24 protein-coding genes are annotated in these 25706 nt (G+C 75.1%); 13 read left to right on the top strand and 11 right to left on the bottom strand.

Features of this window, described 5'->3' with window-relative positions; all coding sequences use genetic code 11:
- Positions 1-74: 74 nt before the first annotated feature.
- Entirely contained in the window at positions 75-755 is a 681-nt protein-coding gene (locus tag AQJ30_RS06500) for a response regulator transcription factor (protein WP_067229774.1), read from the bottom strand.
- Between the two features lie 103 nt (positions 756-858).
- On the bottom strand, positions 859-2163 hold the full coding sequence (locus tag AQJ30_RS06495; protein WP_245726822.1) for a sensor histidine kinase: 1305 nt from the start codon (positions 2161-2163) through the stop codon (positions 859-861).
- A 478-nt stretch (positions 2164-2641) separates the two neighbouring features.
- On the opposite strand from AQJ30_RS06495, the gene AQJ30_RS06490 reads away from it, so the two are divergent.
- Together AQJ30_RS06490 and metX are read left to right on the top strand one after the other, a co-directional pair.
- Positions 2642-4003, top strand: coding sequence for a bifunctional o-acetylhomoserine/o-acetylserine sulfhydrylase (locus AQJ30_RS06490; protein ID WP_079083867.1), 1362 nt, complete (start codon positions 2642-2644; stop codon positions 4001-4003).
- On the top strand, positions 4000-5139 hold the full coding sequence (gene metX, locus AQJ30_RS06485; protein WP_079083866.1) for a homoserine O-acetyltransferase MetX: 1140 nt from the start codon (positions 4000-4002) through the stop codon (positions 5137-5139). The genes AQJ30_RS06490 and metX overlap by 4 nt, the downstream gene beginning before the upstream one ends.
- Positions 5140-5185: 46 nt before the next feature.
- On the opposite strand, the gene AQJ30_RS06480 is transcribed toward metX, so the two are convergent.
- Complete coding sequence (locus tag AQJ30_RS06480; RefSeq protein WP_079083865.1) at positions 5186-6001, bottom strand: AIM24 family protein; 816 nt, start codon at positions 5999-6001, stop codon at positions 5186-5188.
- Between the two features lie 116 nt (positions 6002-6117).
- On the opposite strand from AQJ30_RS06480, the gene AQJ30_RS06475 reads away from it, so the two are divergent.
- On the top strand, positions 6118-6882 hold the full coding sequence (locus tag AQJ30_RS06475; RefSeq protein WP_067229766.1) for an SDR family oxidoreductase: 765 nt from the start codon (positions 6118-6120) through the stop codon (positions 6880-6882).
- Between the two features lie 73 nt (positions 6883-6955).
- Here the strand turns inward: AQJ30_RS06475 and alc are convergent, their stop codons facing one another.
- On the bottom strand, positions 6956-8071 hold the full coding sequence (gene alc / locus AQJ30_RS06470) for an allantoicase (RefSeq protein ID WP_067229763.1): 1116 nt from the start codon (positions 8069-8071) through the stop codon (positions 6956-6958).
- A 56-nt stretch (positions 8072-8127) separates the two neighbouring features.
- Positions 8128-9462 (bottom strand): allantoinase AllB, encoded by a 1335-nt coding sequence (allB, locus tag AQJ30_RS06465; protein WP_067230894.1) that lies wholly within the window; start codon positions 9460-9462, stop codon positions 8128-8130.
- A gap of 278 nt (positions 9463-9740) precedes the next feature.
- On the opposite strand from allB, the gene AQJ30_RS06460 reads away from it, so the two are divergent.
- Entirely contained in the window at positions 9741-10535 is a 795-nt protein-coding gene (locus tag AQJ30_RS06460; RefSeq protein ID WP_067229760.1) for an IclR family transcriptional regulator, read from the top strand.
- A 163-nt stretch (positions 10536-10698) separates the two neighbouring features.
- On the opposite strand, the gene AQJ30_RS06455 is transcribed toward AQJ30_RS06460, so the two are convergent.
- Positions 10699-11016: a DUF5955 family protein gene (locus AQJ30_RS06455; protein WP_079083864.1), complete on the bottom strand. Its 318-nt coding sequence runs from the start codon at positions 11014-11016 to the stop codon at positions 10699-10701.
- A 237-nt stretch (positions 11017-11253) separates the two neighbouring features.
- Between AQJ30_RS06455 and AQJ30_RS06450 the strand changes: the two genes are divergently transcribed.
- Both AQJ30_RS06450 and aceB read left to right on the top strand, forming a co-directional pair.
- Positions 11254-11892, top strand: a complete 639-nt coding sequence (locus AQJ30_RS06450) for a nucleotidyltransferase family protein (protein WP_067229754.1) — start codon at positions 11254-11256, stop codon at positions 11890-11892.
- 184 nt (positions 11893-12076) lie between these two features.
- Positions 12077-13702 (top strand): malate synthase A, encoded by a 1626-nt coding sequence (aceB, locus tag AQJ30_RS06445; protein ID WP_067229752.1) that lies wholly within the window; start codon positions 12077-12079, stop codon positions 13700-13702.
- Between the two features lie 63 nt (positions 13703-13765).
- On the opposite strand, the gene AQJ30_RS06440 is transcribed toward aceB, so the two are convergent.
- Positions 13766-14671 carry a HipA family kinase gene (locus AQJ30_RS06440; RefSeq protein ID WP_079083863.1) on the bottom strand — a complete coding sequence of 302 codons (906 nt, stop codon included), beginning with the start codon at positions 14669-14671 and terminating at the stop codon, positions 13766-13768.
- A 20-nt stretch (positions 14672-14691) separates the two neighbouring features.
- Complete coding sequence (locus tag AQJ30_RS06435; RefSeq protein ID WP_067229748.1) at positions 14692-16260, bottom strand: IucA/IucC family protein; 1569 nt, start codon at positions 16258-16260, stop codon at positions 14692-14694.
- An 83-nt stretch (positions 16261-16343) separates the two neighbouring features.
- Between AQJ30_RS06435 and AQJ30_RS06430 the strand changes: the two genes are divergently transcribed.
- The 3 genes from AQJ30_RS06430 (at position 16344) to AQJ30_RS06420 (ending at position 20029) form a co-directional block, all read left to right on the top strand.
- Entirely contained in the window at positions 16344-17855 is a 1512-nt protein-coding gene (locus AQJ30_RS06430; RefSeq protein ID WP_067230891.1) for an IucA/IucC family protein, read from the top strand.
- A 102-nt stretch (positions 17856-17957) separates the two neighbouring features.
- Complete coding sequence (locus AQJ30_RS06425) at positions 17958-19220, top strand: VWA domain-containing protein (protein WP_067229741.1); 1263 nt, start codon at positions 17958-17960, stop codon at positions 19218-19220.
- The gene (locus AQJ30_RS06420) at positions 19220-20029 is read left to right on the top strand and encodes a hypothetical protein (protein ID WP_067229738.1); all 810 of its coding nucleotides are present in this window, start codon (positions 19220-19222) and stop codon (positions 20027-20029) included. The genes AQJ30_RS06425 and AQJ30_RS06420 overlap by 1 nt, the downstream gene beginning before the upstream one ends.
- Positions 20030-20128: 99 nt before the next feature.
- Here AQJ30_RS06420 and AQJ30_RS06415 read toward each other — a convergent pair whose 3' ends face one another.
- Entirely contained in the window at positions 20129-20755 is a 627-nt protein-coding gene (locus AQJ30_RS06415; RefSeq protein ID WP_067229736.1) for a winged helix-turn-helix transcriptional regulator, read from the bottom strand.
- Between the two features lie 81 nt (positions 20756-20836).
- On the opposite strand from AQJ30_RS06415, the gene AQJ30_RS06410 reads away from it, so the two are divergent.
- The 3 genes from AQJ30_RS06410 to AQJ30_RS06400 all read left to right on the top strand — a co-directional run bounded on the left by AQJ30_RS06410 (position 20837) and on the right by AQJ30_RS06400 (position 23582).
- Positions 20837-22045 (top strand): pyridoxal phosphate-dependent aminotransferase, encoded by a 1209-nt coding sequence (locus tag AQJ30_RS06410; RefSeq protein ID WP_067229734.1) that lies wholly within the window; start codon positions 20837-20839, stop codon positions 22043-22045.
- A 53-nt stretch (positions 22046-22098) separates the two neighbouring features.
- Positions 22099-22698 carry a histidine phosphatase family protein gene (locus tag AQJ30_RS06405; RefSeq protein WP_067229732.1) on the top strand — a complete coding sequence of 200 codons (600 nt, stop codon included), beginning with the start codon at positions 22099-22101 and terminating at the stop codon, positions 22696-22698.
- Between the two features lie 239 nt (positions 22699-22937).
- Positions 22938-23582, top strand: a complete 645-nt coding sequence (locus tag AQJ30_RS06400) for a hypothetical protein (RefSeq protein WP_067229728.1) — start codon at positions 22938-22940, stop codon at positions 23580-23582.
- Between the two features lie 22 nt (positions 23583-23604).
- Here the strand turns inward: AQJ30_RS06400 and AQJ30_RS06395 are convergent, their stop codons facing one another.
- Together AQJ30_RS06395 and AQJ30_RS06390 are read right to left on the bottom strand one after the other, a co-directional pair.
- The gene (locus AQJ30_RS06395) at positions 23605-23760 is read right to left on the bottom strand and encodes a hypothetical protein (protein WP_425424127.1); all 156 of its coding nucleotides are present in this window, start codon (positions 23758-23760) and stop codon (positions 23605-23607) included.
- 164 nt (positions 23761-23924) lie between these two features.
- Complete coding sequence (locus tag AQJ30_RS06390) at positions 23925-24776, bottom strand: NAD(P)H-binding protein (protein WP_067229724.1); 852 nt, start codon at positions 24774-24776, stop codon at positions 23925-23927.
- Between the two features lie 95 nt (positions 24777-24871).
- Here AQJ30_RS06390 and AQJ30_RS06385 point away from each other — a divergent pair, with 95 nt between their 5' ends.
- A complete protein-coding gene (locus tag AQJ30_RS06385; protein ID WP_067229721.1) occupies positions 24872-25672 on the top strand; it encodes an AraC family transcriptional regulator in 801 nt (266 codons plus the stop codon).
- Positions 25673-25706 lie beyond the last annotated feature (34 nt).

Here is a 25706-nt window from a genome sequence, read left to right as displayed (position 1 = left end):
CCCTGCGTCTCGGTCTTCGCCTCGGCCGTACCCGCCCCGCTCGTCGCTCATTCGTCCCGCGCGTGTCCGCCCCGTCAGTGCCCGTTCGCGGCGCCTTCGTCGAGGAGGCCCGCGTCGTACGCGAGCAGCGCGATCTGCACGCGGTTGTTGAGGTCGAGCTTGGCGAGGATGCGGGAGACGTGGGTCTTGACGGTGGCGACGCTCATGAACAGCCCGGTGGCGATCTCGGCGTTGGCCAGGCCCCGGCCGACGGCGACGGCCACCTCGCGCTCGCGGTCGTTCAGCAGGGCGACGCGGGCCCGCGCGCGTGCGCGCCGGGTGTCGGCCGACGCGCCGGCGACGTGCGCCATCAACTGCCGGGTGACGGCGGGCGACAGGACGGGGTCGCCGGCCGCGACCCGGCGCACCGCGTCGATGATCTCGGCGGGCGGGGTGTCCTTGAGGACGAATCCGGCGGCGCCCGCGCGCAGGGCCCGCAGCACCTGCTCGTCGGCATGGAACGTGGTGAGCACGAGGACCTGCGGGGCGTCCGGGCGGCGGCGCAGCCGCTGGGTGGCCGTCAGGCCGTCCACCGCGGGCATGCGGAGGTCCATCAGGACGACGTCGGGGCGGGTGCGGGCGACCAGGTCCTCGACCGCGTCGCCGTCGTCGGCCTCGCCGACGATCCGGAGGTCGTCGGCCCCGCCCATCATCAGCGCCAGCCCGGCCCGCACCAGTGGGTCGTCGTCGACGAGGAGCACTCTGATCGCGGTCATGGTCCCCATGTCATCACGGCGGTCGGGGGCGTCGGGGCGCTCCGGCGCCGAACGGGCCCTGGGCGGACGGTCGTCGGCCGGGTGTCGAGGTCAACGGCCCCGTTCACGCGTGCGGTTCCCGGCCCGGCCCGCCCTCCGCCGCGCCGGCCGGTCCGTTCCAGGGCAGCCACGCGCGCACCTCGAAGCCGCCGCCGCGCGTGGGGCCGTGGGTGAGCCGGCCGCCGGCGAGCGTGGCGCGTTCCGCCAGGCCGATGAGGCCCTGTCCCGAGCCGGGCACCGGTCGCACCTCCTCCTCGGGGGCCGGGTTGCGGACGGTCAGGCTGAGCCCCTGTCCCGGCGCGCCGGTCGCGGTCACCGTGACCTCGCTGCCGGGGGCGTGCTTGCGGGCGTTGGTCAGGCCCTCCTGGACGATGCGGTAGGCGGTGCGGCCGACGGAGGCGGGGACGGCGGCCGGGTCGGTGACCCGGACGTCGAGGACCACCTTCGTGCCGGCGTCGCGGGACTCGGCGGCGAGCGCGTCCAGCCCGGCGAGCGTGGGCTGGGGGCGGCCGGCGTCGTCGGGCTGCCCGGCGCGCAGGACGCCGATGATCTCCCGCAGGTCCTGCAGCGCTTCGTGGGCGCTCTCCCGGATGACCCCGGCGGCCCGGGCGACCTCCTCGCGGGGCGCGTCGGGCCGGAACTCCAGCGCTCCCGCGTGCACGCTGAGCAGGGTCAGCCGGTGCGCGAGCACGTCGTGCATCTCGCGCGCGATGGCCTCGCGGGCCAGCCGCTGGGCCTGTTCGGCACGCAGCCGGGCCTCGGACTCGGCGTGCCGGGCACGGTCCCGCAGGCTCAGCATGAGCTGCCGTTTGGCCCGCACCAGCATGCCCCAGCCGAGCACGGCGGAGGTGAGCACGACGATGAACGCGACCGCCGCCGGGTAGGACACGTCAGGGTCCGGGCGCCACAGGTAGTACGGCGGGACGAGGGCCAGGCTGGCGCCGCCGATCCAGGCGACGTACCGGAACGGCCGGTGCACGGCGAGGGTGAACAGCGCGATCAGCGTGGCCCCGCCCGCGCAGTCGGAGACGAAGCCGGCGAGGACCAGCACGGCGGCGAGCTCCACCGGCCGGCGGCGCCGCAGCCAGACGGCCGCGCAGGCCAGGGCGCCGGTCACCAGGTCGAGGACGGCGAGGGAGTGCGGGACGTGCGGGTTGCCCCGCACCCCGTCGGCCGCCACCAGCCCGACGAAGACCGCCAGCAGGAAGCAGGAGGAGTCCACCAGCCAGTCGCGCGCGGTACGGCGCGGCCGGCGCCCGTCCCGCCCGGCGTCCGGGTCGAGTTCACCGGCGAGCGCGGACGGCAGCAGCCACCGGCGCGCGGGGAGGGCCGGCGCGGGCGGTACGGCGGTGTCGGGGGGCTGCGTCACGGGGTGAATGTAGTCAGCGGCGGGCCCGGGGCACATCGGCCCGGGCGTGACGGTCGGCCCCCGACGGCACATCGGCGACGAAAGTCGTACGGGCCGTCATCCTTCGGCGACTCGGCACCACGCGCCCGCGCGGCGAGGGGCGTCCGGCCGGCGTTCCAGAACGTGAGACGTCCTGTCCAGGCCGGTGCGAAGGGGGCCGACCTGTGGTTGTCTGATGCCATGACCGTGCTCGTGACCCGCCGCCACGTCGATTACGTGCGTGTCACCACCACGGGCTGTTCCGCCGCGAGCTGACGCCGCGCTCCGGCTCCTTCCCCCGGCTCCACCGCCGCACCGCTTCCCCGCCGTACCGACCGCTGCCCCGTGAGGGCCGGCCGGTCCGCCGTGCCGCGGCTCCGCACGCGCGCGTCCCCGTCCCCTCCCTCGTCCTCCTCTTCGCACGCCACCCGTCTTCACCCTCCGTACCGGGAGCACCACCATGAGCCAGCCCATCGACTCCGTCACCGCCGGCCACACCCCCGACGAGCCGCCCGCCGCGCCCGACACCTCGGCCTGGTCGTTCGAGACCAAGCAGATCCACGCGGGGGCCGCGCCCGATCCGGTGACCGGCGCCCGGGCCACGCCCATCTACCAGACGACGTCGTTCGCCTTCCGGGACACCCGGCACGCGGCCGACCTGTTCTCGCTGGCCGAGCCCGGCAACATCTACACCCGCATCCACAACCCCACCCAGGACGTGTTCGAGCAGCGCATCGCCGCGCTGGAGGGCGGGGTCGCGGCCGTGGCGCTGGCCTCCGGGCAGGCCGCGGAGACCCTGGCGATCCTCACGGTGGCGAGCGCCGGCGACCACGTGGTCTCCAGCACCTCGCTGTACGGCGGCACCTACAACCTCTTCCGGCACACCCTGCCGAAGTTCGGCATCGAGGTGTCCTTCGTCGACGACCCCGACGACGCCGAGGCGTGGCGGGCGGCGATCCGGCCCAACACCAAGGCGCTGTTCGCCGAGAGCCTCGGCAACCCGCGCGGCAACGTGCTGGACGTGCGGGCGGTCGCGGACGTGGCGCACGGGGCGGGCGTGCCGCTGATCGTCGACAACACGGTGCCGACCCCCTACCTGCTGCGGCCCATCGAGCACGGCGCGGACGTCGTCGTGCACTCGGCGACGAAGTTCCTGGGCGGGCACGGCACCACGATCGCGGGCGTGGTCGTGGACGGCGGCACGTTCGACTTCGGCGCGCACGCGGACCGGTTCCCCGACTTCACCGAGCCGGACCCGAGTTACCACGGCCTGCGGTACTGGCCGGCGCTCGGCCCGGGTGCCTTCGCGATCAAGCTGCGGGTGCAGTTGCTGCGCGACCTGGGACCGGCCCTCTCGCCGCACTCCGCCTTCCTGCTGCTGCAGGGCGTGGAGACGCTGAGCCTGCGCATCGAGCGGCACTCGGCGAACGCGCATGCGCTCGCGGAGTGGCTGGAGCAGCGCGACGAGGTCGCCGCCGTCCACTATCCGGGACTGCCGTCCAACCAGTGGTACGAGGCGGCGCAGCGCTACCTGCCGCTGGGGGCGGGCGCGATCGTCTCGTTCGAGCTGCGCGACGGGGTGGAGGCGGGCAAGCGGTTCGTCGACGCCGTCGAGCTGTTCAGTCACCTCGCCAACATCGGTGACGTGCGCAGTCTGATCATCCACCCGGCGTCCACGACGCACAGCCAGCTCGACGAGGAGCAGTTGACCGCCACCGGCACGTCCCCCGGCCTGGTCCGGCTGTCGGTCGGCATCGAGAACCTCGCGGACCTCAAGGCCGACCTGGAGGCCGGGTTCCGCGCGGCGAAGGGCGCGTCCTGAGCACCGTACTGCCACCGTCCCCCCTTCCACCGGCCACGGGCGCCTGGCGGGAGGGGGACCCGCCGGGGCGCCGCCGGTGGTACGCGCACCCGGCGCCCCTCGCCCTGGAGGCGGGCGGTGAACTGCCCGGCGTGCGGCTCGCGTTCGAGACGTGGGGGCGGCTCGCGCCGGACGCGTCCAACGCCGTCCTCGTCCTGCACGCCCTCACCGGCGACAGCCACGTCGCCGGTCCCGCCGGGCCGGGGCACCCCACGCCCGGCTGGTGGGACGGGCTGGTGGGGCCCGGCCTGGCGCTGGACACCGACCGCTTCTTCGTCGTCGCGCCGAACGTGCTGGGCGGCTGCCAGGGCAGCACCGGGCCGTCCTCCGCGCGTCCCGGTGGCCGCGCCTGGGGCGGCGCCTTCCCGTTCCTGACGCAGCGTGACCAGGTGGCCGTCGAGGCCGGGTTGGCGGACGCGCTGGGCATCGACCGCTGGGTGCTGGTGGTCGGCGGGTCCATGGGCGGGATGCGGGCGCTGGAGTGGGCGGTGGGGCGTCCTGAACGCACCGGGGCGCTGCTGCTGCTCGCGACCACCGCAGCGGCGAGCGCCGAGCAGATCGCGTGGGCCTCGCTGCAGGTGCGGGCCATCCGTTCCGACCGGCACTGGCAGGGCGGCGACTACCACGGCACCGGCGAGGGGCCCGTGGCCGGGCTCGGCCTGGCCCGGCGGATCGCGCACGTCACCTACCGCAGCGAGCCGGAGCTCCAGGTCCGCTTCGGCCGCTCGGCGCAGGCCGAGGAGGACCCGTGGGGCGACGGCCGCTACCAGGTCGAGTCCTACCTCGACCACCAGGCGGCCAAGCTGGCCCGCCGCTTCGACGCGGGCAGCTACGTCGTGCTGTCCGAGGCGATGAGCAGCCACGACGTCGGCCGGGGCCGCGGCGGGGTGCGCGCGGCCCTGCGCCGGGTGACCGCCCGCACCCTGGTGGCCGGCGTCGACTCCGACCGGCTCTACCCGCCGTCCCAGCAGGCGGAGCTGGCCGCGGCGCTCCCCTCCTCGGACGCCCTGCGCGTGATCTCGTCACCGTACGGCCACGACGGCTTCCTGATCGAGACCGAGCAGGTGGCCGCGCTGGTGAGGGAGCTGCTCGCCTGACACCGGGCCGGGCGGCTCTCGGCTCCCGGCGCGCGCGGCCCGCCCGTCAGCCCGCGTGGGTGGAGAAGAGACCGCCCGTCGGGCCCTGCTTGTCGCCGCCCTGGGCCTTCTTCAGGGCGTTGGCCAGGCCCTCGATGGTGAGGGACTGGAGGATGACCCGGCCGTTGCCCTCCAGGGTGGCCAGGGACAGGCCCTCGCCGCCGAAGACGGCGTTCATCAGGCCCTGGCGGTTGAGGCCGCCGACGCGCTGGACGCCGTACTGGATGCCCTCCTCGAAGGCGACGACGCAGCCGGTGTCGACCTCGACGCGGCCGCCGAAGTCGGCCGGGTTCAGGTCGATGAAGTTGCCCGCGCCGGCGATGATCACCGTGCCCCGGCCGGTGAACTTCTCCAGGACGAAGCCCTCGCCGCCGCTCATGCCGGTGCGGCCGCCCTGGAAGGCGATGCCGAAGTCGACGGTGGACTCGGCGGCCACGAACGCGTCCTTCTCGGCGAACCACGCCCGCGTGCCGTCCAGTTCCAGCGCGCGCATCTCGCCCGGCAGCACGCCCGCGAAGCCGACGGTGCCCTCGCCGCCCTGGCTGGTGAAGTACTGGAAGGCCAGCGACTCGCCGGCCAGCGCGCGCTGGCCGGCCTGCATGGCCGTGCCCATCGCCTGGCGCAGCAGGCCGCCCATGCAGCCGGAGCCGCCGCCCTGCTGCTGCCCGCCGCGGTCCGAGGGGCCGCCGAGGCGGGTCTCCATGGTCACGTTCGTCGTCTTGAACAGGAACTTGCCCGCCTCGCAGTACACCGTCTGACCGGGCTGGAGGGAGACGACCGCCATCTGCATGGCGTTGCCGACGATCTCTTGCTGAAGTGTCACACGGGGAGAACGAGCCGGACGGAGGAAAGAGTTCCGGAAGCGCTCAGCGACGGCGTCCGCAGGTCGGCGTCCGTTCGCCGCCAGCGTCACCGGCCCGCGGCGGCTGGGATGGACCCATGACCACGACGCACGCATCCGACACGACCCCCACACCCCTGCTCGGCAAGGTGGCCCTGGTGACCGGCGGCAGCCGGGGCATCGGCGCGGCCACCGCCCTGCGGCTCGCCCGCGACGGCGCGGACGTCGCCGTGACCTACGTGAACGGCAAGGAGGAGGCCGAGGACGTCGTACGGCGCGTCAGCGCGCTCGGCCGCCGGGCCCTCGCGGTGCGCGCGGACGCCGCCGACGCCGGCGAGGCGGCGGACGCCGTGGACCGGGTGGCCCGGCACTTCGGCGCCCTGGACGTGCTGGTGAACAACGCGGGCGTCGGCGCGGTCGGCCCGCTGGACGGCCTGACGCTCGCCGACGTGGACCGGGTGCTCGCCGTGAACGTGCGCGGCGTGTTCCTCACCACGCGCGCGGCGGCCGCCCGCATGGGGCGCGGCGGGCGGATCGTCACCATCGGCAGCTGCCTGGCGCAGCGCGTGCCGATGCCGGGCGCGACGCTCTACGCGATGAGCAAGTCCGCGCTGACCGGTCTGACCAAGGCCCTGGCCAGGGAACTGGGGCCGCGCGGGATCACGGCGAACGTCGTGCACCCGGGGCCGATCGACACGGACATGAACCCGGCGGACGGGCCGTACGCGGACGGCCAGGCGGCGGTGACCGCGCTGGGCCGCTTCGGCACCGCCGACGAAGTGGCCGGCCTGGTGGCGTACCTGGCGTCGGCGGACTACGTCACGGGCGCGGAGTTCGCGGTGGACGGCGGGTTGGCGGCGTAGGACCGGCGGGGCGGGGCGGGGCGCGTGGACGGGCCGGTCCGCGCCCCCGCCCCGGGTCCGGCCCCCGCGCGGGTCAGCCGCCCAGTTCCTGGTGCCGGGCCGTGAGGCGGGCCGTGCCCTCCTCGGTCAGGGATCCGAACAGGCGCAGGCGGGAGATGCCGCCGTCCGGGTAGATGTCCACGCGCGCGTGGGTGCCCACCGCGGGCGTCGGCAGGACGAAGCGGTGGTTGGTGTCGGGCTGGAGCCGGGTTCGCGGCAGGACCTCCTGCCAGGGCCTGTCCTCGCCGTCCCGCACGGACACCGACGCCCAGCCCGCGCTGTTGCCCTTCAGGTACGCGGTGTCGATCTCCAGGGCGCGGACCTCGGCCTGCGCCACCAGCCGGTAGCGGATCCAGTCGTTGCCCCGGTCACGGCGCCGGCGGGTCTCCCAGCCGTCGTCCATCTTGTGGGAGCGGCCCGGCTGGATGGTGTTCGAGGCGGGCGAGTAGAAGAGGTTCGAGGCGTCCTCGACCTGGCCGCCGTTCTCCAGCGCCACCACGTCGAAGGCGCCGAGCACCGCGAGCCACGCGGGGTCGGGCACGATCTCGCCGTACACGCGCAGGCGGGCGATGCCGCCGTCGGGGTGCTGGACGACGCGCAGGTGCGTGAAGCGCTGCTCGGCCCGGACGGCGAAGCCGTTCGCCGCGTGGCCGCCGACCGGGGTGCGCGGGACGAGGGTGGTCCACTTGACGTCGTCGCCGAGCAGGTCCTCCGGCGACGGGGAACCCGGTACCGAGGTGGCCTCGACGGACACGGCCTGCGGGTAGTTGCCGCGGAAGTGGGCCGTGTCGACCACGATCCCGCGGACCACGCCGGGGGCGCCCAGCCGCACCAGCGCCCAGTCGTGGTCGTCGTCGGCCGGCCAGGGGTGCTCGGCGGAGGCGCCGCGGCGCCGGCGGGTCTCCCAGCCGTCCATGACCTTGCCCTTGTGCCCGAAGTGCTCGGGGTCGAACTCCGCCCGCCCGGGCAGCAGCAGGTTCTCGCGCTGCGCGAAGAACTCGTCGTTGGCGGCGATGACGGCGGCGCCGAGCCGGCGGTCGGCGAGGTCGGCGTACCGGGTGAAGGGGAAGTCGGCGGTGCGGTAATCCGCGTACGGGTCGCCGCCGCCGTAGGGCTGCGCGTCGCCGGTGAAGCTGGGTATCGCCGTCACGGTGATCAGGGATTCCTCTCGGAGTCGGCCGGGTGCGGGTCTGGGCGGGTGGGTGGTCAGCGGGTCAGCAGGCGGCCCCTGGGCTCGGTGAAGTCGCCGTCCGCGACGATGCGTTCGCCGCGCAGCCAGGTGGAGCGCACGACGCCGTACAGCGTCCGGCCGGCGTATGCGGTGACGCGGTTGCGGTGCTGGAGGGCCGCCGGGTCCACGGTGAAGGTCTCGTCGGGGGCGAGGACGGCGAAGTCGGCGTCGTGGCCCGGCGCGATGGCGCCCTTGCGGCCGTCCAGGCCGACCAGGGCGGCGGTGCGGGACGACATCCACCGGACCACGTCCTCCAGGCCGTGGCCGCGCGCGCGGGCCGCGGTCCACACGGCCGGGAGGCTGAGCTGGAGGCCGGAGATGCCGCCCCAGGCGGTGGCGAAGTCGTCGGTCTTCAGGTCGGCCGTCGACGGCGAGTGGTCGGTGACGACGCAGTCGATCGTGCCGTCGGCCAGCGCCTGCCACAGCAGGTCCTGGTTGGCGGCCTCGCGAATGGGCGGGCAGCACTTGAACTCGCTGGCGCCGTCGGGAACTTCCTCGGCGGTGAGGGTGAGGTAGTGCGGGCAGGTCTCCACCGTCAGGCGCACGCCGTCCGCCCTGGCCCGCGCGATCAGCGGCAGGGCGTCGCTGGAGGACAGGTGCAGCACGTGCACGCGTGCGTGCAGGCGCCGGGCGTGGGCGACGAGCGCGGCGATCGCCGTGTCCTCGGCGTCGCGGGGCCGGCTGGCGAGGAAGTCGGCGTACCGGGGGCCGCCGTGCTGCGGGGCCGCGGCCAGGTGGTGGGGGTCCTCGGCGTGCACGATGAGCAGGCCGTCGAAGCCGGCGATCTCGGCCAGGGACTGGGCGAGTTGCTCCTGGTCGAGGTGGGGGAACTCGTCGACGCCGGACGGCGACAGGAAGGCCTTGAAGCCGAACACGCCCGCGTCGTGCAGCGGGCGCAGGTCCTTGACGTTGTCCGGCAGGGCTCCGCCCCAGAACCCGACGTCGACGTGGGCCTTGTCGCGGGCCACCCGCTGCTTGGTGCGCAGGTGCTCGACCGTCGTGGTGGGCGGCACGGAGTTGAGGGGCATGTCGACCAGGGTGGTGATGCCGCCGGCGGCGGCCGCGCGGGTGGCGGTCCAGAAGCCCTCCCACTCGGTGCGGCCCGGGTCGTTGACGTGCACGTGGGTGTCGACGAGGCCGGGCAGCAGCACGTCGTCGCCGACGTCCTCCAGCCGGGCCCCGGCCGGTACGTCCGCGTCGTGCGGCAGGACGGCGGTGATCGTGCCGGCGGTGACGGCCACCGAGGCGGCGCGCGTCCCCTCCGGGGTGATGACGCGCGTGGAGCGCAGCACCAGGTCGGCGTCGGACAGCGCCGGTCGAGCCTCGGACACCGGGACCCCTCTCTCCGTGACACGGGGTTCACTTCCACGTAACGGAATTCAACTTTCTGTTGAAGGAGTCTCACCTCCCGCCCATTCGCCGTCAAGGGCACACCCCTCCACAGTGCACCCCCGGCCGGGAGTCTGGACGTTTCCACAAAGCGGAAGTAGAATTCCAACCAGCAGAACGTAGTGACGCACAAGCAGGCGGTCAAGCGGCCGACGGGTAGGCTTCTGCCCTCCCCGCCCGTGCCGGAAAGGAACGCGCCGTGCCGACGTCCAGCGCCAGCACCACCGACTCCGCCAGGTCCGCCGCCGGAGGCGTGCAGTCCCTCGAGCGCGCCTTCGACCTGCTCGAGCGGATGGCCGACGCGGGGGGCGAGGTCGGGCTGAGCGAGCTGTCCGCGAGCAGCGGGCTGCCCCTGCCGACCATCCACCGGCTGATGCGCACCCTCGTGGCGTGCGGCTACGTCCGCCAGCAGGCCAACCGGCGGTACGCGCTCGGGCCGCGACTGATCCGGCTCGGAGAGTCGGCGTCCCGGCTGCTGGGCACCTGGGCGCGGCCGTACCTGGCGCGGCTGGTCGAGGAGACCGGCGAGACCGCCAACATGGCGCTGCTCGACGGCGACGAGATCGTGTACGTGGCGCAGGTGCCGTCGAAGCACTCGATGCGCATGTTCACCGAGGTCGGCCGGCGCGTCCTGCCGCACTCCACCGGCGTCGGCAAGGCGCTGCTCGCGGACTTCCCCGACGCGGAGGTGCGCGCCCTGCTCGGCCGCACGGGCATGCCGGCCGCGACCGAGAAGACCATCACCACGCCGGAGGGCTTCCTGGCGGCGCTGGAGGAGGTCCGCCGGGCCGGCTACGCGGTCGACGACAACGAGCAGGAGATCGGCGTGCGCTGCCTGGCCGTACCGGTCCCCGACGCCCCCACCGCGGCGGCCATCTCCATCTCGGGTCCGGCGGGCCGGGTCACCGAGACCGCCACGGAGCGGATCGTCCCGGTGCTCCAGCAGATCGCCGGGGAACTGTCCGCGGCGCTGGTGAGCCAGAACCAGGCGTGAGGTGAACGGCGGGCCGCCCGTGAGGTGAACGGCGGGCCGCGGGCGCATCGCGCGGGGCGGGCGGAACGCGTGAGCGGGGGCGGGGCTCGGGTCAGCGGCGCGGGGGCCGGCGTCACACAGCACAGCGGCCCGGCGCCCGGCGCCGGCGGCGCGGCCGTTCGCGTCAGCGCCGCGGCGGCTCGCCGAACAGTTCGACCGCGTGGCGTACGTCCGACAGGCCGCCCGCGAGGGCGCTGACCGAGCCGATCGCGCCCGCGATCAGCAGCAGCGAGCCGCGCAGGCGGGGCACCTCGGGCACGCCGTGGGTCACCATCGCGGCCAGGGCGGCGAGTTCGTCCTCGGCTATCGCGCGGTCCGGGAACTCGGCGGGGAGCGCCGCGAGTTCGCGGCGCAGCCGGGACACCGCCGTTCTCAGCCCCGTCACCCGGGGATCGTCCTCGCTGCCGGTCACTGGCCGCCTCTGCCCCAAGCTCCGCAACACAGCTTCCCCCCTCGCACGCCGTCGTGCGCCGGTCCGTCGTGTCCCCCCGGGGCCTGTCCGACAGGCCCCGGCCGCCCCCAGGCCGTGGCCGGACGCCGTGGGGACGCGGGTCAGTAAACGCCACCGCGCCCCACCACGCCACAGGGGGGACGGAAATTCAGCCGTGCGTGAGCGCGGCGCGCCGCGCGCCGGAGCCGCCCCGCCCGGACGGGCACCGCGGTCGGGTATGCAGGACCCATGACGCGTACGGAAGACCTCAACACCGCGGCCCGCCCGGCGGAGCGGACGGCCGGGCCCGTCGTCGGGCTGCTCCTGGCGGCCGGCGGGGGGCGGCGGCTGGGCGGCCGGCCCAAGGCGCTGCTCGTCCACCGGGGCCGTCCGCTGGTGGAACACGCGGTGGGCGTCCTGCGCGCGGCCGGCCTCGCGCGCGTGCACGTGGTCCTCGGGGCGAGCGCCGACGCCGTACGGGAGCGGGCGGCGCTCGACGGGTGCGTCCTGGTGGACAACCCGGACTGGGAGCAGGGCATGGGCTCCTCGCTGCGGGCCGGGCTCGCCTCGCTCACCGGGACGGGCGCACGGGCCACCCTCGTCTCGCTCGTGGACCAGCCGGGCATCGGGCCCGAGGCGGTGGCCCGGGTGCTGGCCGCCCTCCGGGACGGGACGTCACTGGCGTCGGCGGCCTACGACGGTGTCCGCGGCCATCCCGTGCTGCTGGGGTCGGAGCACTGGGCGGGCGTCGCGGCTGCGGCGACGGGTGACCGCGGCGCGCGCGCCTACCTGCGGGAACACGAGCGGGAGATCACGCTCGTCGAGTGCGGGGACGTCGCCCGGCCCCACGACATCGACACGGCCGAGGACCTGCGCCACCTTGAGTGAACGGGGTGGCACGGGGCGCCACCTTGGCTCGAACCGAAGAATCTCGACATCAACAAACCATTGAAGTTCCACGATGAGGAAACTAGTATCCACTGCTCAGAAGCACCCGTCCGCACATCCGGTGCCTTCTGTCCCGTTCGTGCCTCTTGGCATCCGGTGCCACCGCTGAAGGAAGTGACAGCTCATGTCCGCACCAGCGCCGTCCCCGCTGGCCATCGTCGACGCCGAGCCCCTGCCCCGGCAGGAGGAGGTCCTCACCGACGCGGCGCTCGCCTTCGTGGCGGAGCTGCACCGGCGGTTCACCCCGCGCCGTGACGAACTCCTCGCCCGCCGTGCCGAGCGCCGCGCCGAGATCGCCCGCACCTGCACGCTCGACTTCCTCCCGGAGACGGCCGCGATCCGCGCGGACGAGTCCTGGAGGGTCGCCCCCGCCCCCGCCGCCCTGAACGACCGGCGCGTGGAGATCACCGGCCCCACCGACCGCAAGATGACCGTCAACGCCCTGAACTCCGGGGCGAAGGTGTGGCTCGCGGACTTCGAGGACGCCTCCGCGCCGACCTGGGAGAACGTCGTCACGGGCCAGCTCAACCTGATCGACGCCTACGCCCGCCGCATCGACTTCACCGACGAGCGCAGCGGCAAGTCCTACGCCCTGCGTGCCGAGGACGAGCTCGCCACCGTCGTCATGCGCCCGCGCGGCTGGCACCTGGACGAGCGCCACCTCGTCGACGCCGACGGCCGCCCGGTGCCCGGCGCCCTCGTCGACTTCGGCCTGTACTTCTTCCACAACGCCCAGCGCCTGATCGACCTCGGCAAGGGCCCGTACTTCTACCTGCCGAAGACCGAGTCCCACCTCGAGGCCCGCCTGTGGAACGACGTGTTCGTCTTCGCGCAGGAGCACGTCGGCGTCCCGCAGGGCACCGTGCGCGCCACGGTCCTCATCGAGACGATCACGGCGGCGTACGAGATGGAGGAGATCCTCTACGAACTGCGCGACCACGCCTCCGGGCTGAACGCCGGCCGCTGGGACTACCTGTTCTCCATCGTGAAGAACTTCCGTGACGGCGGCGAGAAGTTCGTCCTGCCGGACCGCAACGCGGTCACGATGACCGCCCCGTTCATGCGGGCCTACACCGAACTCCTCGTGCGCACCTGCCACAAGCGCGGCGCGCACGCCATCGGCGGCATGGCGGCGTTCATCCCCTCCCGCAAGGACCCCGAGGTCAACCGGACCGCCTTCGAGAAGGTCCGCGCCGACAAGGACCGCGAGGCGAACGACGGTTTCGACGGCTCCTGGGTGGCCCACCCCGACCTGGTGCCGATCGCCATGGAGTCCTTCGACCGGGTGCTCGGCGACCGGCCGCACCAGAAGGACCGCCTCCGCGAGGACGTCCACGTCGGGGCCGCCGACCTGATCGCCGTCGACTCCCTCGACGCGAAGCCCACGTACGCCGGTCTCGTCAACGCCGTCCAGGTCGGCATCCGCTACATCGAGGCCTGGCTGCGCGGGCTGGGCGCGGTCGCCATCTTCAACCTGATGGAGGACGCGGCCACCGCCGAGATCTCCCGCTCCCAGATCTGGCAGTGGATCAACGCGGGCGTGCAGTTCGAGAACGGCGAGAAGGCCACCCCGGAGCTGGCCCGCAAGGTCGCCGCCGAGGAACTGGCGAACGTCCGGGCCGAACTCGGCGAGGAGGCCTTCGCGGCCGGGCACTGGCAGCGGGCCCACGACCTGCTGCTCCAGGTCGCCCTGGACGAGGACTACGCGGACTTCCTGACGCTGCCCGCCTACGAGCAGCTCAAGGGCTGACCGCCCGAGGGGGCGTGGGCCGCGGGGAGCACCGCTCCCGCCGGCCCACGCCCCCCCGCACGATCACCCCAGGTGGACCGACCAGTCCTGTTCCGCGGGCGGTTTGCCGTGCAGGTCGGGCACCTGCTTGAGCCACGCCGGACGGCCCCGCCGGCTGCGCTCCGCGCGCCGGGCGTTCTCGGCGGCCAGCTCCTCGGGGCTCGGGAAGTCGGTGGGCAGCCACTGCTGCGACGCCCGCACGCGCGCGTGGAGGTAGCCCACGTACGCCGCGCGGACCTCGTCGGGCGTCGCGAAGGCGGTGAGCCACGCGTCGGGGACCTCGGCGACGACCCGCCGCAGCAGCTCCTCGGTGACCCTCGGCGCCAGCTCGGCGTCGGCGGCGCGCACGTCGGGGCCGTACAGGCCGAGGGCGTGGTGGCGGAAGTCGTAGCGCTTCTCCGGCGCCGAGACGTCCCAGCGGTGGTGGAAGACCAGCGCCGCGCCGTGGTCGATCAGCCACAGCCGCGGCGGGACCGTGCCGAGCGTCGGCCACACCATCAGGTTGGAGCTGTGCACCGTACGGTCCACGTTGACGGTCAGCGCGTCCAGCCAGACGATCCGGCCGGCCTCCAGCGGGTCCACGGGGAAGACCTGCGCGATCTCCGGGGTGAAGTCGCGGGCGCCGGGCAGGAAGTCCATCCCCAGGTTGAGGCCCGCGCTGGCGTTCAGCAGGTCACGGACCTCCTGGTGCGGCTCGTGCGCCCCGAGCGCCGGGTCGAAGCGGGCGAGGACCAGCTCGGGCACCCGCAGCCCCAGCGCCCGGGCCAGCTCCCCGACGATCACCTCGGCGACGAGCGCCGTGCGGCCCTGCGCGGACCCGGTGAACTTCACGACGTACGTGCCGTCGTCGTCGGCCTCGACGACCCCGGGAACGGAGCCGCCGGACCGGAGCGGGGTCACGTATCGAACAGCAGTCACGTCGCGCAGCACACCGACCAGCGTAGTTCAGCTCATCCGCGGGCCAGCGGGTTCGGCAGGGGCAGGTAGCGGGCCGCCGCGCCGTCGGCCGCCGTCCAGCGCAGCAGCAGGTTCGTCTTGCCGGGCAGGGTCGGCGCGGTCAGCAGGGCGGTGGCCTCGGGGAGGTCCGCGCGGGCCAGCTCGCGGCGGACGGCCGGCCAGGGGTCCAGGCCCGGGTGGTGCTCGGCGAGGGCCGCCGCGACCTCCCAGAGGTGGTTGACGACCAGGCAGTACACCAGTCGCTCCCAGCCCACCGCGCGGGTCACCTCGGGCAGCAGTTTGACGCCCTCGGCGTCCCGGAACAGGGCCTGCGCCGGGACGCCGTGGGCATCGACGGCGACGAGGGTGTTCTGCAGGTGGGCCTCCAGGACGACGCCGTGTCCGGCGAAGGCGGCCAGCACGGGCGGCACCACGGCCGCCAGGTACGCCGCCCACCAGCCCGCGGGGTCGTGCGTGGCCGCGAGCGGGCTGCCCGGGAAGCCCTCGACCAGGCCCGCCGCGAGCAGCGGCGTGGTGCCGGGCAGGAGGTGCCCGCCGAAGCCGTCGCGGACCAGCACGGCGAGCTCCTCGAAGGCGAAGGCGGCGGTGCGGTGGCCGCGGTCGCTGAGCCAGGCGGCGGGCCCGGGCGCAGCCTGCCCGGTGTCCGTCGTCGCGAACGCGCTCCTCACCGCCTCGTCCGTGCGGCGCAGTCTGCGCAGGTCGTGGCGCCACAGGCGGCGGATGTCGTTGGTGATGCGCACGTCGAGGCTGAACTTCAGGAACAGGTCCCGCTCGGGGGCGTACACCGTGCGGATCGCGGCCGTCGGCCGGACCGGGAAGTCCGTCCCGCCCAGCCGGACCAGGCGCCCGTCGGCGAAGGCGGGCTCCAGGTCGCGGCCCACCAGGTCGAGCTGCCAGGGGTGGGCGGGCAGCAGCCGGTAGCCGGGCGGGGCGGAGCCGAGCGCGTCGAGGGCGCGGGTGTCGCCCTCCTCGACGACCTGGTCCTCCCGCACGCCCAGCAGGACCAGCGGGAAGCGGGCGTACGCCTCGGGCGCGTACGGCAGCCACGCGCCGGCCGGGCCGCCGCCGCGCGCCTTGGGCGCCGGGTGGTACGGGTGGCCGGTCAGCAGGCACTGCTCGGAGCGCAGGTAGGGGTCGTCGGGCGGGGCGGTGCGCGCGCGGGCGGCGAGCAGGGCCGCCACCGCCGCGCGGCTGTCGAGCATCTCGGCCGGCAGCTCGTGGTTGGACAGGCCGGTGTGCCCGCGCAGCTCCTCCGCGACCAGTTTGACCAGCTCCGGGTGGCCGAGGCGGTGCCAGGCGCCGCCCGTGCGGACCTCGGGCAGCACCGGCCGCCGGGTGCCGCGCACGCGCAGCAGCCGGCCGCTGGGCAGCCGGTGCACCTGTCGTCCGCCCTCCTGCCGCAGCGGCTCGGCGACCTCCCGCAGCAGGCAGTTCAGCAGCGGCGCGGCCGCGTACGCGTCGGCCGTGTCGGCCGTGTCCGCTTCGGCCGGGACGGCCGTGGCGGCCGGGTCCTGCGGGTGCGCCACGTCGGCGGGTGGGGGGTTGACGTCCACGCGTTCCACTCGTTCTCTACGGTTCGTCGGGCGGGACGATCAGTATCGCTGTCGTCACGGCCCGCCGTCCGCGTACCCCGAGGAGCATGACCGTGCACCGTCCCCCCACCGCCGAGGCCGAGGTCGCCGCCGAGCTGGCCGCCCTGCGCCCCGCCCTCGGCCCCCGGTACGCGGCCGAGCTGCCGGGCGCGCGGGCCGCCGTGCTGACCCGTCTGTGGCGGGCGCTGGCCCATGAGCCGCTGCCCTGGATCACCGGTCGCACCCCGGGCCGGGACGGGCTCGCGCTGCGCCTCGCCGACGGGCGCCTCCTGGAGGGCCCGCCCCCCGACCCGTTCGCGACCGACGCCCACGTCACCGCCGTACGCCTCGCCGGGACGGTGTACGACGACCCCGCGCGGTTGACGGCGGCGCTCGGGGTGCCGCGCGGGACGGGCTTCGCGGCCGAGCTGGGGCACAGCGTCGCGTCGATGGCGCTGTCCCGGGCCGCGCAGGAGCCGTCCTCGGGGGAGCCGGACCCGTCCGGGTGGCCGCGGCACGACTGGGAATGGGAGCAGCGGGTGGTCGACGGGCACCCGTACCACCCGAACTGCCGCTCCCGGCCCGGCTTCTCGGTGGCCGAGCAGTTCGCGTACGGGCCCGAGCACCGGCCCGTGGTCCGGCTGGGGATGGTGCCCGTGCCCGAGGCCGAGTGCCTGGTGTCGGGCGCGTGGCCGGACGAACTGCGGGACGGCGGGCGGCTGTTGGTGCCGGTGCACCCGTGGCAGGCGGACCACGTGCTCAAGCGGGCCTGCGACCGGGGCCCGGCCGCGCGGCCGTTGATGTCCCTGCGCACGCTGGCGCTGCCGGACGGGCCGCACGTCAAGACCGCGCTGAGCGCCCGGCTGACCTCGTCGGTGCGGGATCTGTCGGTCGCCTCGGTGACCGGCGCGGCGACGCTGTCGGCGTTCGGCGAGGCCCTGGCCGCGCGCACGGACGGCCTGCTGCACGTCACCCGCACGCTGGGTGCGGCCACGGCCGGCTCCCCCGACCTGGCGGCGTTGCTGCGCGAGGCGCCGGACGCGTACGCGGGGCCCGGTGAGCGCGTGGTGCCGGTGGCCGCGCTCCCGCTCACCGGCCTGCCGCGCTCGGCGGCCTGGTCGGCGGCGTTCGCCCGACTGGCGCTGACGGTGGGTCTGCGGCTGCTGGAGACGGGCGTGGCGCTGGAGGCGCACGGGCAGAACCTGCTGGTGGTGCTGGGGCCGTCCGGCGCCCCGCTGCGGCTGGTCTACCGCGACCTGGCCGACATCCGGGTGAGCCCGGCGCGGCTGGCCCGGCACGGCGTGCCCCTGCCGGAGCTGCCCGACCGGATCCTCACCGACGACCCGACCGCCCTGCGCCGCAAGCTGTTCGGCTCGCTGGTCGGCGGCGCCCTGGCGGGCACGGCCGGCAGCCGGCCGGCGCTGGCCGAGGCCCTGGCGACCGCCGTACGGCACCTGCCGCGCACGCCGGACCTGACGGCGCTGCGCGAAGAGCCGTTGCCGGTCAAGGCGTTGACGCTGATGCGGCTGTCGACGGGCGGGGGCGGGGACCGGTGGGCCGAGGTGCCGAACCCGTTGGCCGGATGACGGGGGTGGGCGCCACCCCGGCCGCACGGCACAACGGGTGCGATACGCCCGGCTTCTGACCCCGTTTTGAAGCCGGACACCTTCGATCAATAAGATCCGCCGATGATCAGAACACAACGGCTGGCGGCGGGCGTCTGCGCCCTGCTCGCCGCGCTCGCGTCCGGGATCGCGTTCCCGGCCGGGGCGGTCGCCGACGAGACCACCGCCCTGGCGCCGAAGGTCGACCTCGTCCTCGACGTGAGCGGCTCGATGCGCACCAAGGACATGGACGGCGGGACGCGGATGGCCGCGGCCAAGCAGGCGTTCAACGAGGTGCTGGACGCCACGCCCGAGGAGGTGCAGCTCGGCATCCGCACCCTGGGCGCCACCTACCCCGGCGACGACCGCAAGACGGGCTGCAAGGACACCGCGCAGCTCTACCCGGTGGGACCGCTGGACCGCACCGAGGCCAAGTCCGCCGTGGCGACCCTGTCGCCCACCGGCTGGACGCCGATCGGCCCGGCGCTGCTCAAGGCCGCCGACGACCTCGAGGGCGGCGAGGGCTCCAAGCGCATCGTCCTGATCAGCGACGGCGAGGACACCTGCGCCCCGCTCGACCCGTGCGAGGTGGCCCGCGAGATAGCCGCCAAGGGCATCGGCCTGACCATCGACACCCTCGGCCTGGTGCCCAACACCAAGATGCGGGCGCAGCTCAGCTGCATCGCGGAGGCGACCGGCGGCACCTACACCTCCGTCGAGCACACCGACGACCTCACCGACAAGGTCAACCAGTTGGTGGACCGCGCGGCCGACCCGGTGGTCACCCCGGTGGCCACCGAGGGCGGCTCCTCCTGCCCGAAGGCGCCGACGCTGAAGTCGGGCCTGTACACGGACCGCGAGGAGTTCGGGCAGCAGCGCTGGTACCGGGTCGACGTCGACCCGGGCAAGGAGCTGCGCGCCTCGGTGAGCGTGGCGGCGGACCGCACCATGAACCCCGACTACGGGCTGCTGGTACGGGCGTTCACCACGCACGGCCGGGAGATCGTGCGCGGCGAGGCGGCCGGCGGCGGCCGTACCGACGTGATCTCGACGGGCCTGCGCTACCCGAAGGCCGACTCCGACGAGGAGGACGCGCCGGCCGAGACGGTGTGCCTGCTGGTGACCAACTCCTTCTCGGCCGCCTCCGGGGTGAAGACCACGCCCGGCATGCCGGTCGAGCTCACCGTGGACGTGGTCGACGGCCCGTCGCAGGCCGACGACGTGGCGTCGTTCGGGCTCGGCCGCGGCTGGTGGCTGCTCGGCGCGCTGGTGCTGATCGGTTTCCTCGCGGGTCTGGTGTGGGGCTGGCTGTCGCGCTGGCGTGTCGCGGTCTGGAGGACCAACTGATGCGGATGACCACGGTGTGGGGCGCGGCCCTGCTGGTGCTGGGGCTGGCGGCGGGTCCCGCCGCGGCCGACTCGACCCCTTCGGCGAGCCCCTCGGGGGACGCCTCGGCGCCCACCTCGGCGGGCACGTCGTTCCGTACGGCGACGGAGATCGAACAGGGGCGCACCGCCACGGCGAGCGCCTCGACGGGTGACTACCTGTACTGGTCGTTCGCGGCGGACGCGCTGGAGCGGCCCACGGTGAGGGCGACGGTCAAGCTGCCCGCGTCCCACGCGGCGCAGACCTGGCAGGTCGACGTGTACGACGGGCTGCGCCGCCGCCAGGCGTGCCAGTACGGCGCCCAGACGCGCACCGCCGCCCAGGGCGCGGCCGAGGTCGAGGTGGAGTGCGTCCTGCGCACCGTCCGCGCCTGGTCGGAGCCGTGGGCCGACGACCCGCTGCCGGGCACGTACTACGTGCGGCTGACGACCGTGCGCCTGCAGACGGCGGACCTGGGCCGGCCGGTCGACGCGACGGTCCGGGTGGAGTCCAAGGACGTCGGCGGGTCGGCCGCGGTCGACGGGTGGCTCGCGGAGCCGCTCGTGCCGGGTGTCGCGGTCACCTCGCAGCAGAACGGCAAGGACGACGACTCGGCGAGGACGGCGGTGCTCTCGGGCATCGAGCCGGACGGCGGCTGGTCGTCCGGCTGGTGGTCGGACCGCTGGGTGTGGACGGGCATCGGCGCGGTGCTGGCGGCGCTCGCCGGCATCGGCGGCTACGTGCTCACGCGCGGCACGGGCCGCCCGGGCCGGGTCCCGCCGGGGGCGTGACGCAGCAGCTAGTGTGACGGGTCGTCAGAAGGGCTCACCGCGAGGCGCGGTGGGCCTTTCGCCGTCTCCAGGAGGTCGTGCGGGCACCCCGCCGGCGGGTCACGCCTCGCGCAGGGCCTTGGCGAGGGCGCCCTCGCCGGTCACCTCGATCCGGCCCGTGCGCACCGCGTCGGGCACGGCCACCTCGCCCCGTGCGACGGCCGTGCAGGTGGCGGTGTCCAGCACCAGCCGGGCGTCGGGTTCCGCGGGAGCGGGTCCGTCGCCGTACACCGGGCCGTCCTCGGCGCCGACGTGCAGGTGGAACGCACCCTCCTCCAGCCGGACCTCGACCAGCCCCTGGCCCTCCAGGGCGCGCAGCAGGGGCAGGGCGAACCAGTGGGCGCGCACGGCGTCGGTGGGGCGCCGCTCCCCCAACTCGGGCTGTCCCCACGCCCCGAGGGCCTGGAGGACGGGCAGCAGGTCCCGGCCGCGCGGGGTGAGGTCGTAGACGTAGGCGGCGCCGGGCGGGGGCAGCCGGCGGCGGGTGGTGAGGCCGTCCCTCTCCATGTCCTTCAGCCGCGAGGCGAGTACGTCCGTGCTGACGCCCGGCAGGTCGGCGTGCAGGTCCGTGTAGCGGCGCGGACCGGCGAGCAGTTCCCGGACGATCAGCAGGGTCCAGCGGTCGCCCACGACGTCGAGGGCGCGGGCGGCGGAACAGTACTGGTCGTAGCTTCGGCGAGGTGACATGCGACGCAGTCTAGACAAGTCGTTGGACTTTCCAAGCTCGTACTTGGTAAAACCAAGCAACACGAGTTCCCGGAGGGGCGCATGGAGTTCCGGCAGTCGAACAAGCTCAGCGAGGTCTGCTACGAGATCCGCGGCCCGGTGATCGAGCACGCCAACGCACTGGAGGAGGCGGGTCACAGCGTGCTGCGCCTGAACACCGGCAACCCCGCGCTGTTCGGCTTCGAGGCGCCGGAGGAGATCCTCCAGGACATGATCCGGATGCTGCCCCGGGCGCACGGCTACACGGACTCGCGCGGCGTCCTCTCGGCCCGCCGGGCGGTCGCCCAGCGCTACCAGACGCTCGGCCTCGCGGTGGACGTCGACGACGTGTTCCTCGGCAACGGCGTGTCCGAACTGGTCTCCATGGCCGTGCAGGCGCTGGTCGAGGACGGCGACGAGATCCTCATCCCCGCGCCGGACTTCCCGCTGTGGACGGCCGTCACGACGCTGGCGGGCGGCAAGGCCGTCCACTACCTGTGCGACGAGCAGGCCGAGTGGTACCCGGACCTGGCCGACATGGAGTCGAAGGTCACCGACCGCACCAAGGCGGTCGTGCTCATCAACCCCAACAACCCCACCGGCGCGGTCTACCCCAAGGAGATCCTCGAGGGCGTCCTCGACCTCGCCCGCCGCCACGGCCTGATGGTCTTCGCGGACGAGATCTACGACCAGATCCTCTACGACGACGCCGTGCACCACTCGGCCGCCGCCCTCGCCCCCGACCTGGTGGTCCTCACCTTCTGCGGGCTGTCCAAGACCTACCGGGTGGCCGGCTTCCGCTCGGGCTGGCTCGTGGTCACCGGCCCCAGACAGCACGCCCGGGACTACCTGGAGGGCCTGACGATGCTGGCCTCCATGCGGCTGTGCGCCAACGCGCCCGCGCAGTACGCCATCCAGGCCGCGCTGGGCGGCCGCCAGTCCATCCGCGAGCTCACCGCGCCCGGCGGACGGCTGCGCGAACAGCGCGACGTGGCCTGGGAGAAGCTGAACGAGATCCCGGGCGTGACGTGCGTGAAGCCCAAGGGCGCGCTGTACGCCTTCCCGCGCCTGGACCCCAAGGTGCACCCGATCCACGACGACGAGCGGTTCGTCCTGGACCTGCTGCTGCGCGAGAAGATCCAGGTCGTGCAGGGCACCGGTTTCAACTGGCCCTCCCCCGACCACTTCCGCATCCTGACCCTGCCCCACGCGGACGACCTGGAGGCGGCGATCGGCCGGATCGGGCGGTTCCTCGGTGGGTACCGGCAGTGACGCCGCTCCGGTGATCCGAAGGACACGGCCGAGACACCCCCTAGCCTGGGGCCATGAGTGATCTTTTCCTGGTCCGGCACGGCGAGACCGAGTGGTCGCGGTCCGGACGGCACACCGGGTCGACGGACGTCCCGCTGACCGAGCGGGGGCGCGAGGAGGCGCGGCGGCTGGTGCCGCTCATCCGCTCCCACCGCATCGGCGCCGCGTTCGTCAGCCCCCTGCAGCGGGCGCGCGAGACGGCCGAGCTGATCGGCCTGCACGACGTGCGGGTCGACTCGGACCTGCGCGAGTGGGACTACGGCGGCTACGAGGGCGTCACGACCGTCGAGATCCAGCGGGAGCGGCCGGGCTGGTTCCTGTTCGACGACGGGGTCGCGCCGGGCCCGCCGGACCACCCCGGGGAGAGCCCGGAGCAGGTCGGGCACCGGGCCGACCGGGCGCTGGCCAAGGTGGAGGCGGCGTTCGCCAACACCGAGGGCTGCGTGGTGCTGGTCGCGCACGGCCACTTCCTCCGCGTCCTGACCGCCCGCTGGCTCGGCCTGCCGCCCTCCTCCGGCGCCCTGTTCCAGCTGGCCACGGGCACGCTGTGCCGGCTGGGCACGGAGCACGGGCGCCCGGTGATCGCGGGGTGGAACATCCGGCCACCGGCTTAGGCCGTGTCTTTCGGATCACCCCGGGGCCGCGGGGACCGCACGCCCGGGGCGTCGGGCCCACGGCACCGCGCGCTCCGGGCGCGCGCCCGCCCGGTTGGCGGGTCCCGCCTCCCGGTGCGCACCCCGCCCGGTTGTCAGACCTCCGCCGTAGCCTTCGAGCAAGGAGTCGCGCCGGGGAGGGCGGGCGTCACCGTACGACCGCCCTCCGGCGCGCAGGCCGAGACCGGAGGGAGCGTGGCGTGGGCCGTCCGCCGACCGCCGCCCAGCGGCGGATCATCGAGGGCGCCGATCCGGTCACGGGGCGGCTGACCGGGACGCCAGCGCAGCTCGCCGCGCTGGTCGGGCGCGGGCTGGCCTTCCGGCACCCCCGGCCGCCGCACGACCACTTCCTCACCCCGGCCGGCCACCGGACGCGGGAGTCCCTGACCCGGCCGCCCGACCCCGTCGCCCCGGCCCGGCAGCCCGGGCCCGCCGCCGACAGCGGGGTGTTCAGCGCGCGCATCGGGGGCGAGGAGACGGCGGACGACTTCCCCCGCCGCGCCCGTGAGGTGCACAGCGCCTGGCAGGGCCTGCTGGAGCTGCGCCGGATGACCCGGCGCGACGGGGCCACGGACCGGCCCTGCGACTGGGAGCGCGCGCACCTCGTGCAGGCCGCCGCGCTCGCCCTGGAGGCGGCCGGTCACCGCCCGGCCGGCCCGGACGCCACGGACGGCTACCGGGTGCGCGCCACCCCGCAGCCGGAGGCGGTCGCCGTGCACGCCCCGGACGCGGCAGCCCTGCGGGCCTGCGCGGCCACCCTGGAGGCGGCGGGCTGGCAGACCGGCGAGCACACCGACCCACGCACCCGCGCCCGCTACCTGCTGGCCTCACCCCGCCGGGCGTGACCGGGGCCCGAGGGCTCGGGGTCTAGGCGCCACCCGCCTCCGCGAGGTCTTGCGCGTGCAGTTCGTCGTAGGCCGCGCGTGCCTCGGCGACGTACGTCCGGTTGCGCTCGGCCCAGTCGGTCAGTCGTTGCAGCGTCTCGTGCAACTCACGGGCGGACGGCGTGAGTTCGTACTCCACCCGACGGGACCGGGCTGGTCCCCGCGACCGCCGAGGGGTACCGGCTCGCCTTCCGTGTCGCCTCCTTCGTCGCCCTGAGCGCGCTGGTCCTGGCGGCCACAGTGCTGCGGGAGCGGGCGGCCGAGCCCGCCTGAGCCCCCGCTCCCCCCACCCGCTCCCCGGCCTCACGCCCCGTCGAACGCCGCCCGGTGGTCCCGCGCCCACGCGCGATAGGTGCGTGCCGGGCGGCCCAGGACGGCCGGCACGTCCTCGGTGACGAGGGCGTTGCGGCCCGCGCGGACGTAGGCCATGCCGGCCAGCACGTCGTCGGCGGCCCGCTCGGTCAGCCCCCAGCCGGCCAGGTGGGCGCGGGTGTCCTCCGGGGAGAGGTCCCGCGCGGTGACCGGGCGGCCGAGCATCTCGGCGAGGACCGCCGCCTGCTCGGGGACGCTGATCGCCTCGGGGCCGGTCAGCGTGTACGTCCGCCCGCCGTGCCCGGCGTCGAGCAGGGCCCGCGCGGCCACCTCGGCCACGTCGCGCGGGTCGATCACGCCCTGCCGCCCGTCGCCCGACAGGTTGGGCACCGGCTCGCCCGCGCCGATCGCCCCCGCCCAGCCGAGGGTGTTGGAGGCGAAGGACGACGGCCGCAGGACGGTCCACTCGGCCCCGCTCCCGCGCACCGCCCGCTCGCCGGGGACGTGCCAGCCGCCGAAGGAGCCCAGGTCCGGGTCGCCCGTGCCGATGGCGGACAGCTTGACCAGGCGGCCCACGCCCGCCGTGCGGGCCGCGGAGACCAGCGCCTCGTCGTGCTGCGCGTCGGGGCCCGGGACACCCACCAGGAAGGCCGCCGCGACCCCGTCCATGGCCGCGCGCAGGGAGGCCGCGTCGCGGTAGTCGCCGGGCACCACGTCGGCGCCGGGCGGCACCCGGCCCGCCGAGGGGTCCCGGGTGAGGGCGCGCACCTTCTCGCCGCGCGCGGTGAGGAGTCGTACCAGTTCACTGCCGATGGTGCCGGTGGCACCGGTCACGAGGATCATGCCCCCACCGTGCGGGGCCCGGGCGGCGCGCGGCTAGGAAATTCCGGCACGGCTGCGCGGCCCGTGCGGGGCCGGGGCGCGCGTACGGTGGGGGCATGACCTCCGCCGTCGCCGAGCGCCCCCGGCCCCTGCCCGAGCACCTGCGGTCCTACGTCACGCGGTTCGCGGTGTCGGCGACGGACGGCGCTCCCGGCGAGCCGTACACCTACGTCCCGGACCCGGCGGTGCAGTTGGTGGTGCGCGTCGCGGACGGCGGTCGGCCCGGGGCCCTGGTGATCGGTCCGCGCACCCGGGCGGCGTACCACGCGAGTGAACGCCCGGCGTCCTGTGCGCGGTTCTCGCTGGCCCCGGGCGCGGCCCGGCCGCTGCTCGGGGTGGCGGCCGCCGACCTGGCCGGGCGCACGGTGGCGCTGGCCGAGCTGCCCGGCCGCGTGGCCCGCCGGCTGGTGGACGGCGGGCGCGACCTGGCGCCCGAGGAGTGGGCGGACCTCCTGGTCCGGGTGCTGCCGGAGCGGCCGTCCCGCGCCGAGGCGGAGCGGGCCGGGCTGCTGCGGGCCGGGGTCGCCGCGCTGTCCGTCCGCCCGGGTCTGCCCCCGGCGCGGGTGGCCGACGCGGCGCGGGAACTGGCGGTGAGCGAACGGCAGTTGCGCAACCTGTTCACCGACGGCGTGGGCGTCTCGCCGAAGCACTTCGCCCGCATCGACCGGGTGCGCCACGTCCTCGCCCACGCGCCGACCTCCCCGTGGGGGGAACTGGCCGCGGCCAGCGGCTACTACGACCAGTCGCACATGACGGCCGACTTCCGCACCCTGATGGGCGTGCCGCCCCGCTCGTACTTCACGGGCCGGCTGCCCTCGACCACCCCCTGCCGGGCCGCCCGCGCCGCGCGGGGGTGAGGCGCGGCGCGGGCGGCCCGTGCGGGGCGGAACG

Source organism: Streptomyces longwoodensis, assembly GCF_001514125.1.
Lineage (GTDB): Bacteria > Actinomycetota > Actinomycetes > Streptomycetales > Streptomycetaceae > Streptomyces > Streptomyces longwoodensis.
Note: the sequence above shows the minus strand (reverse complement) of the source record. Positions and strands in the feature narration are given on the sequence as shown.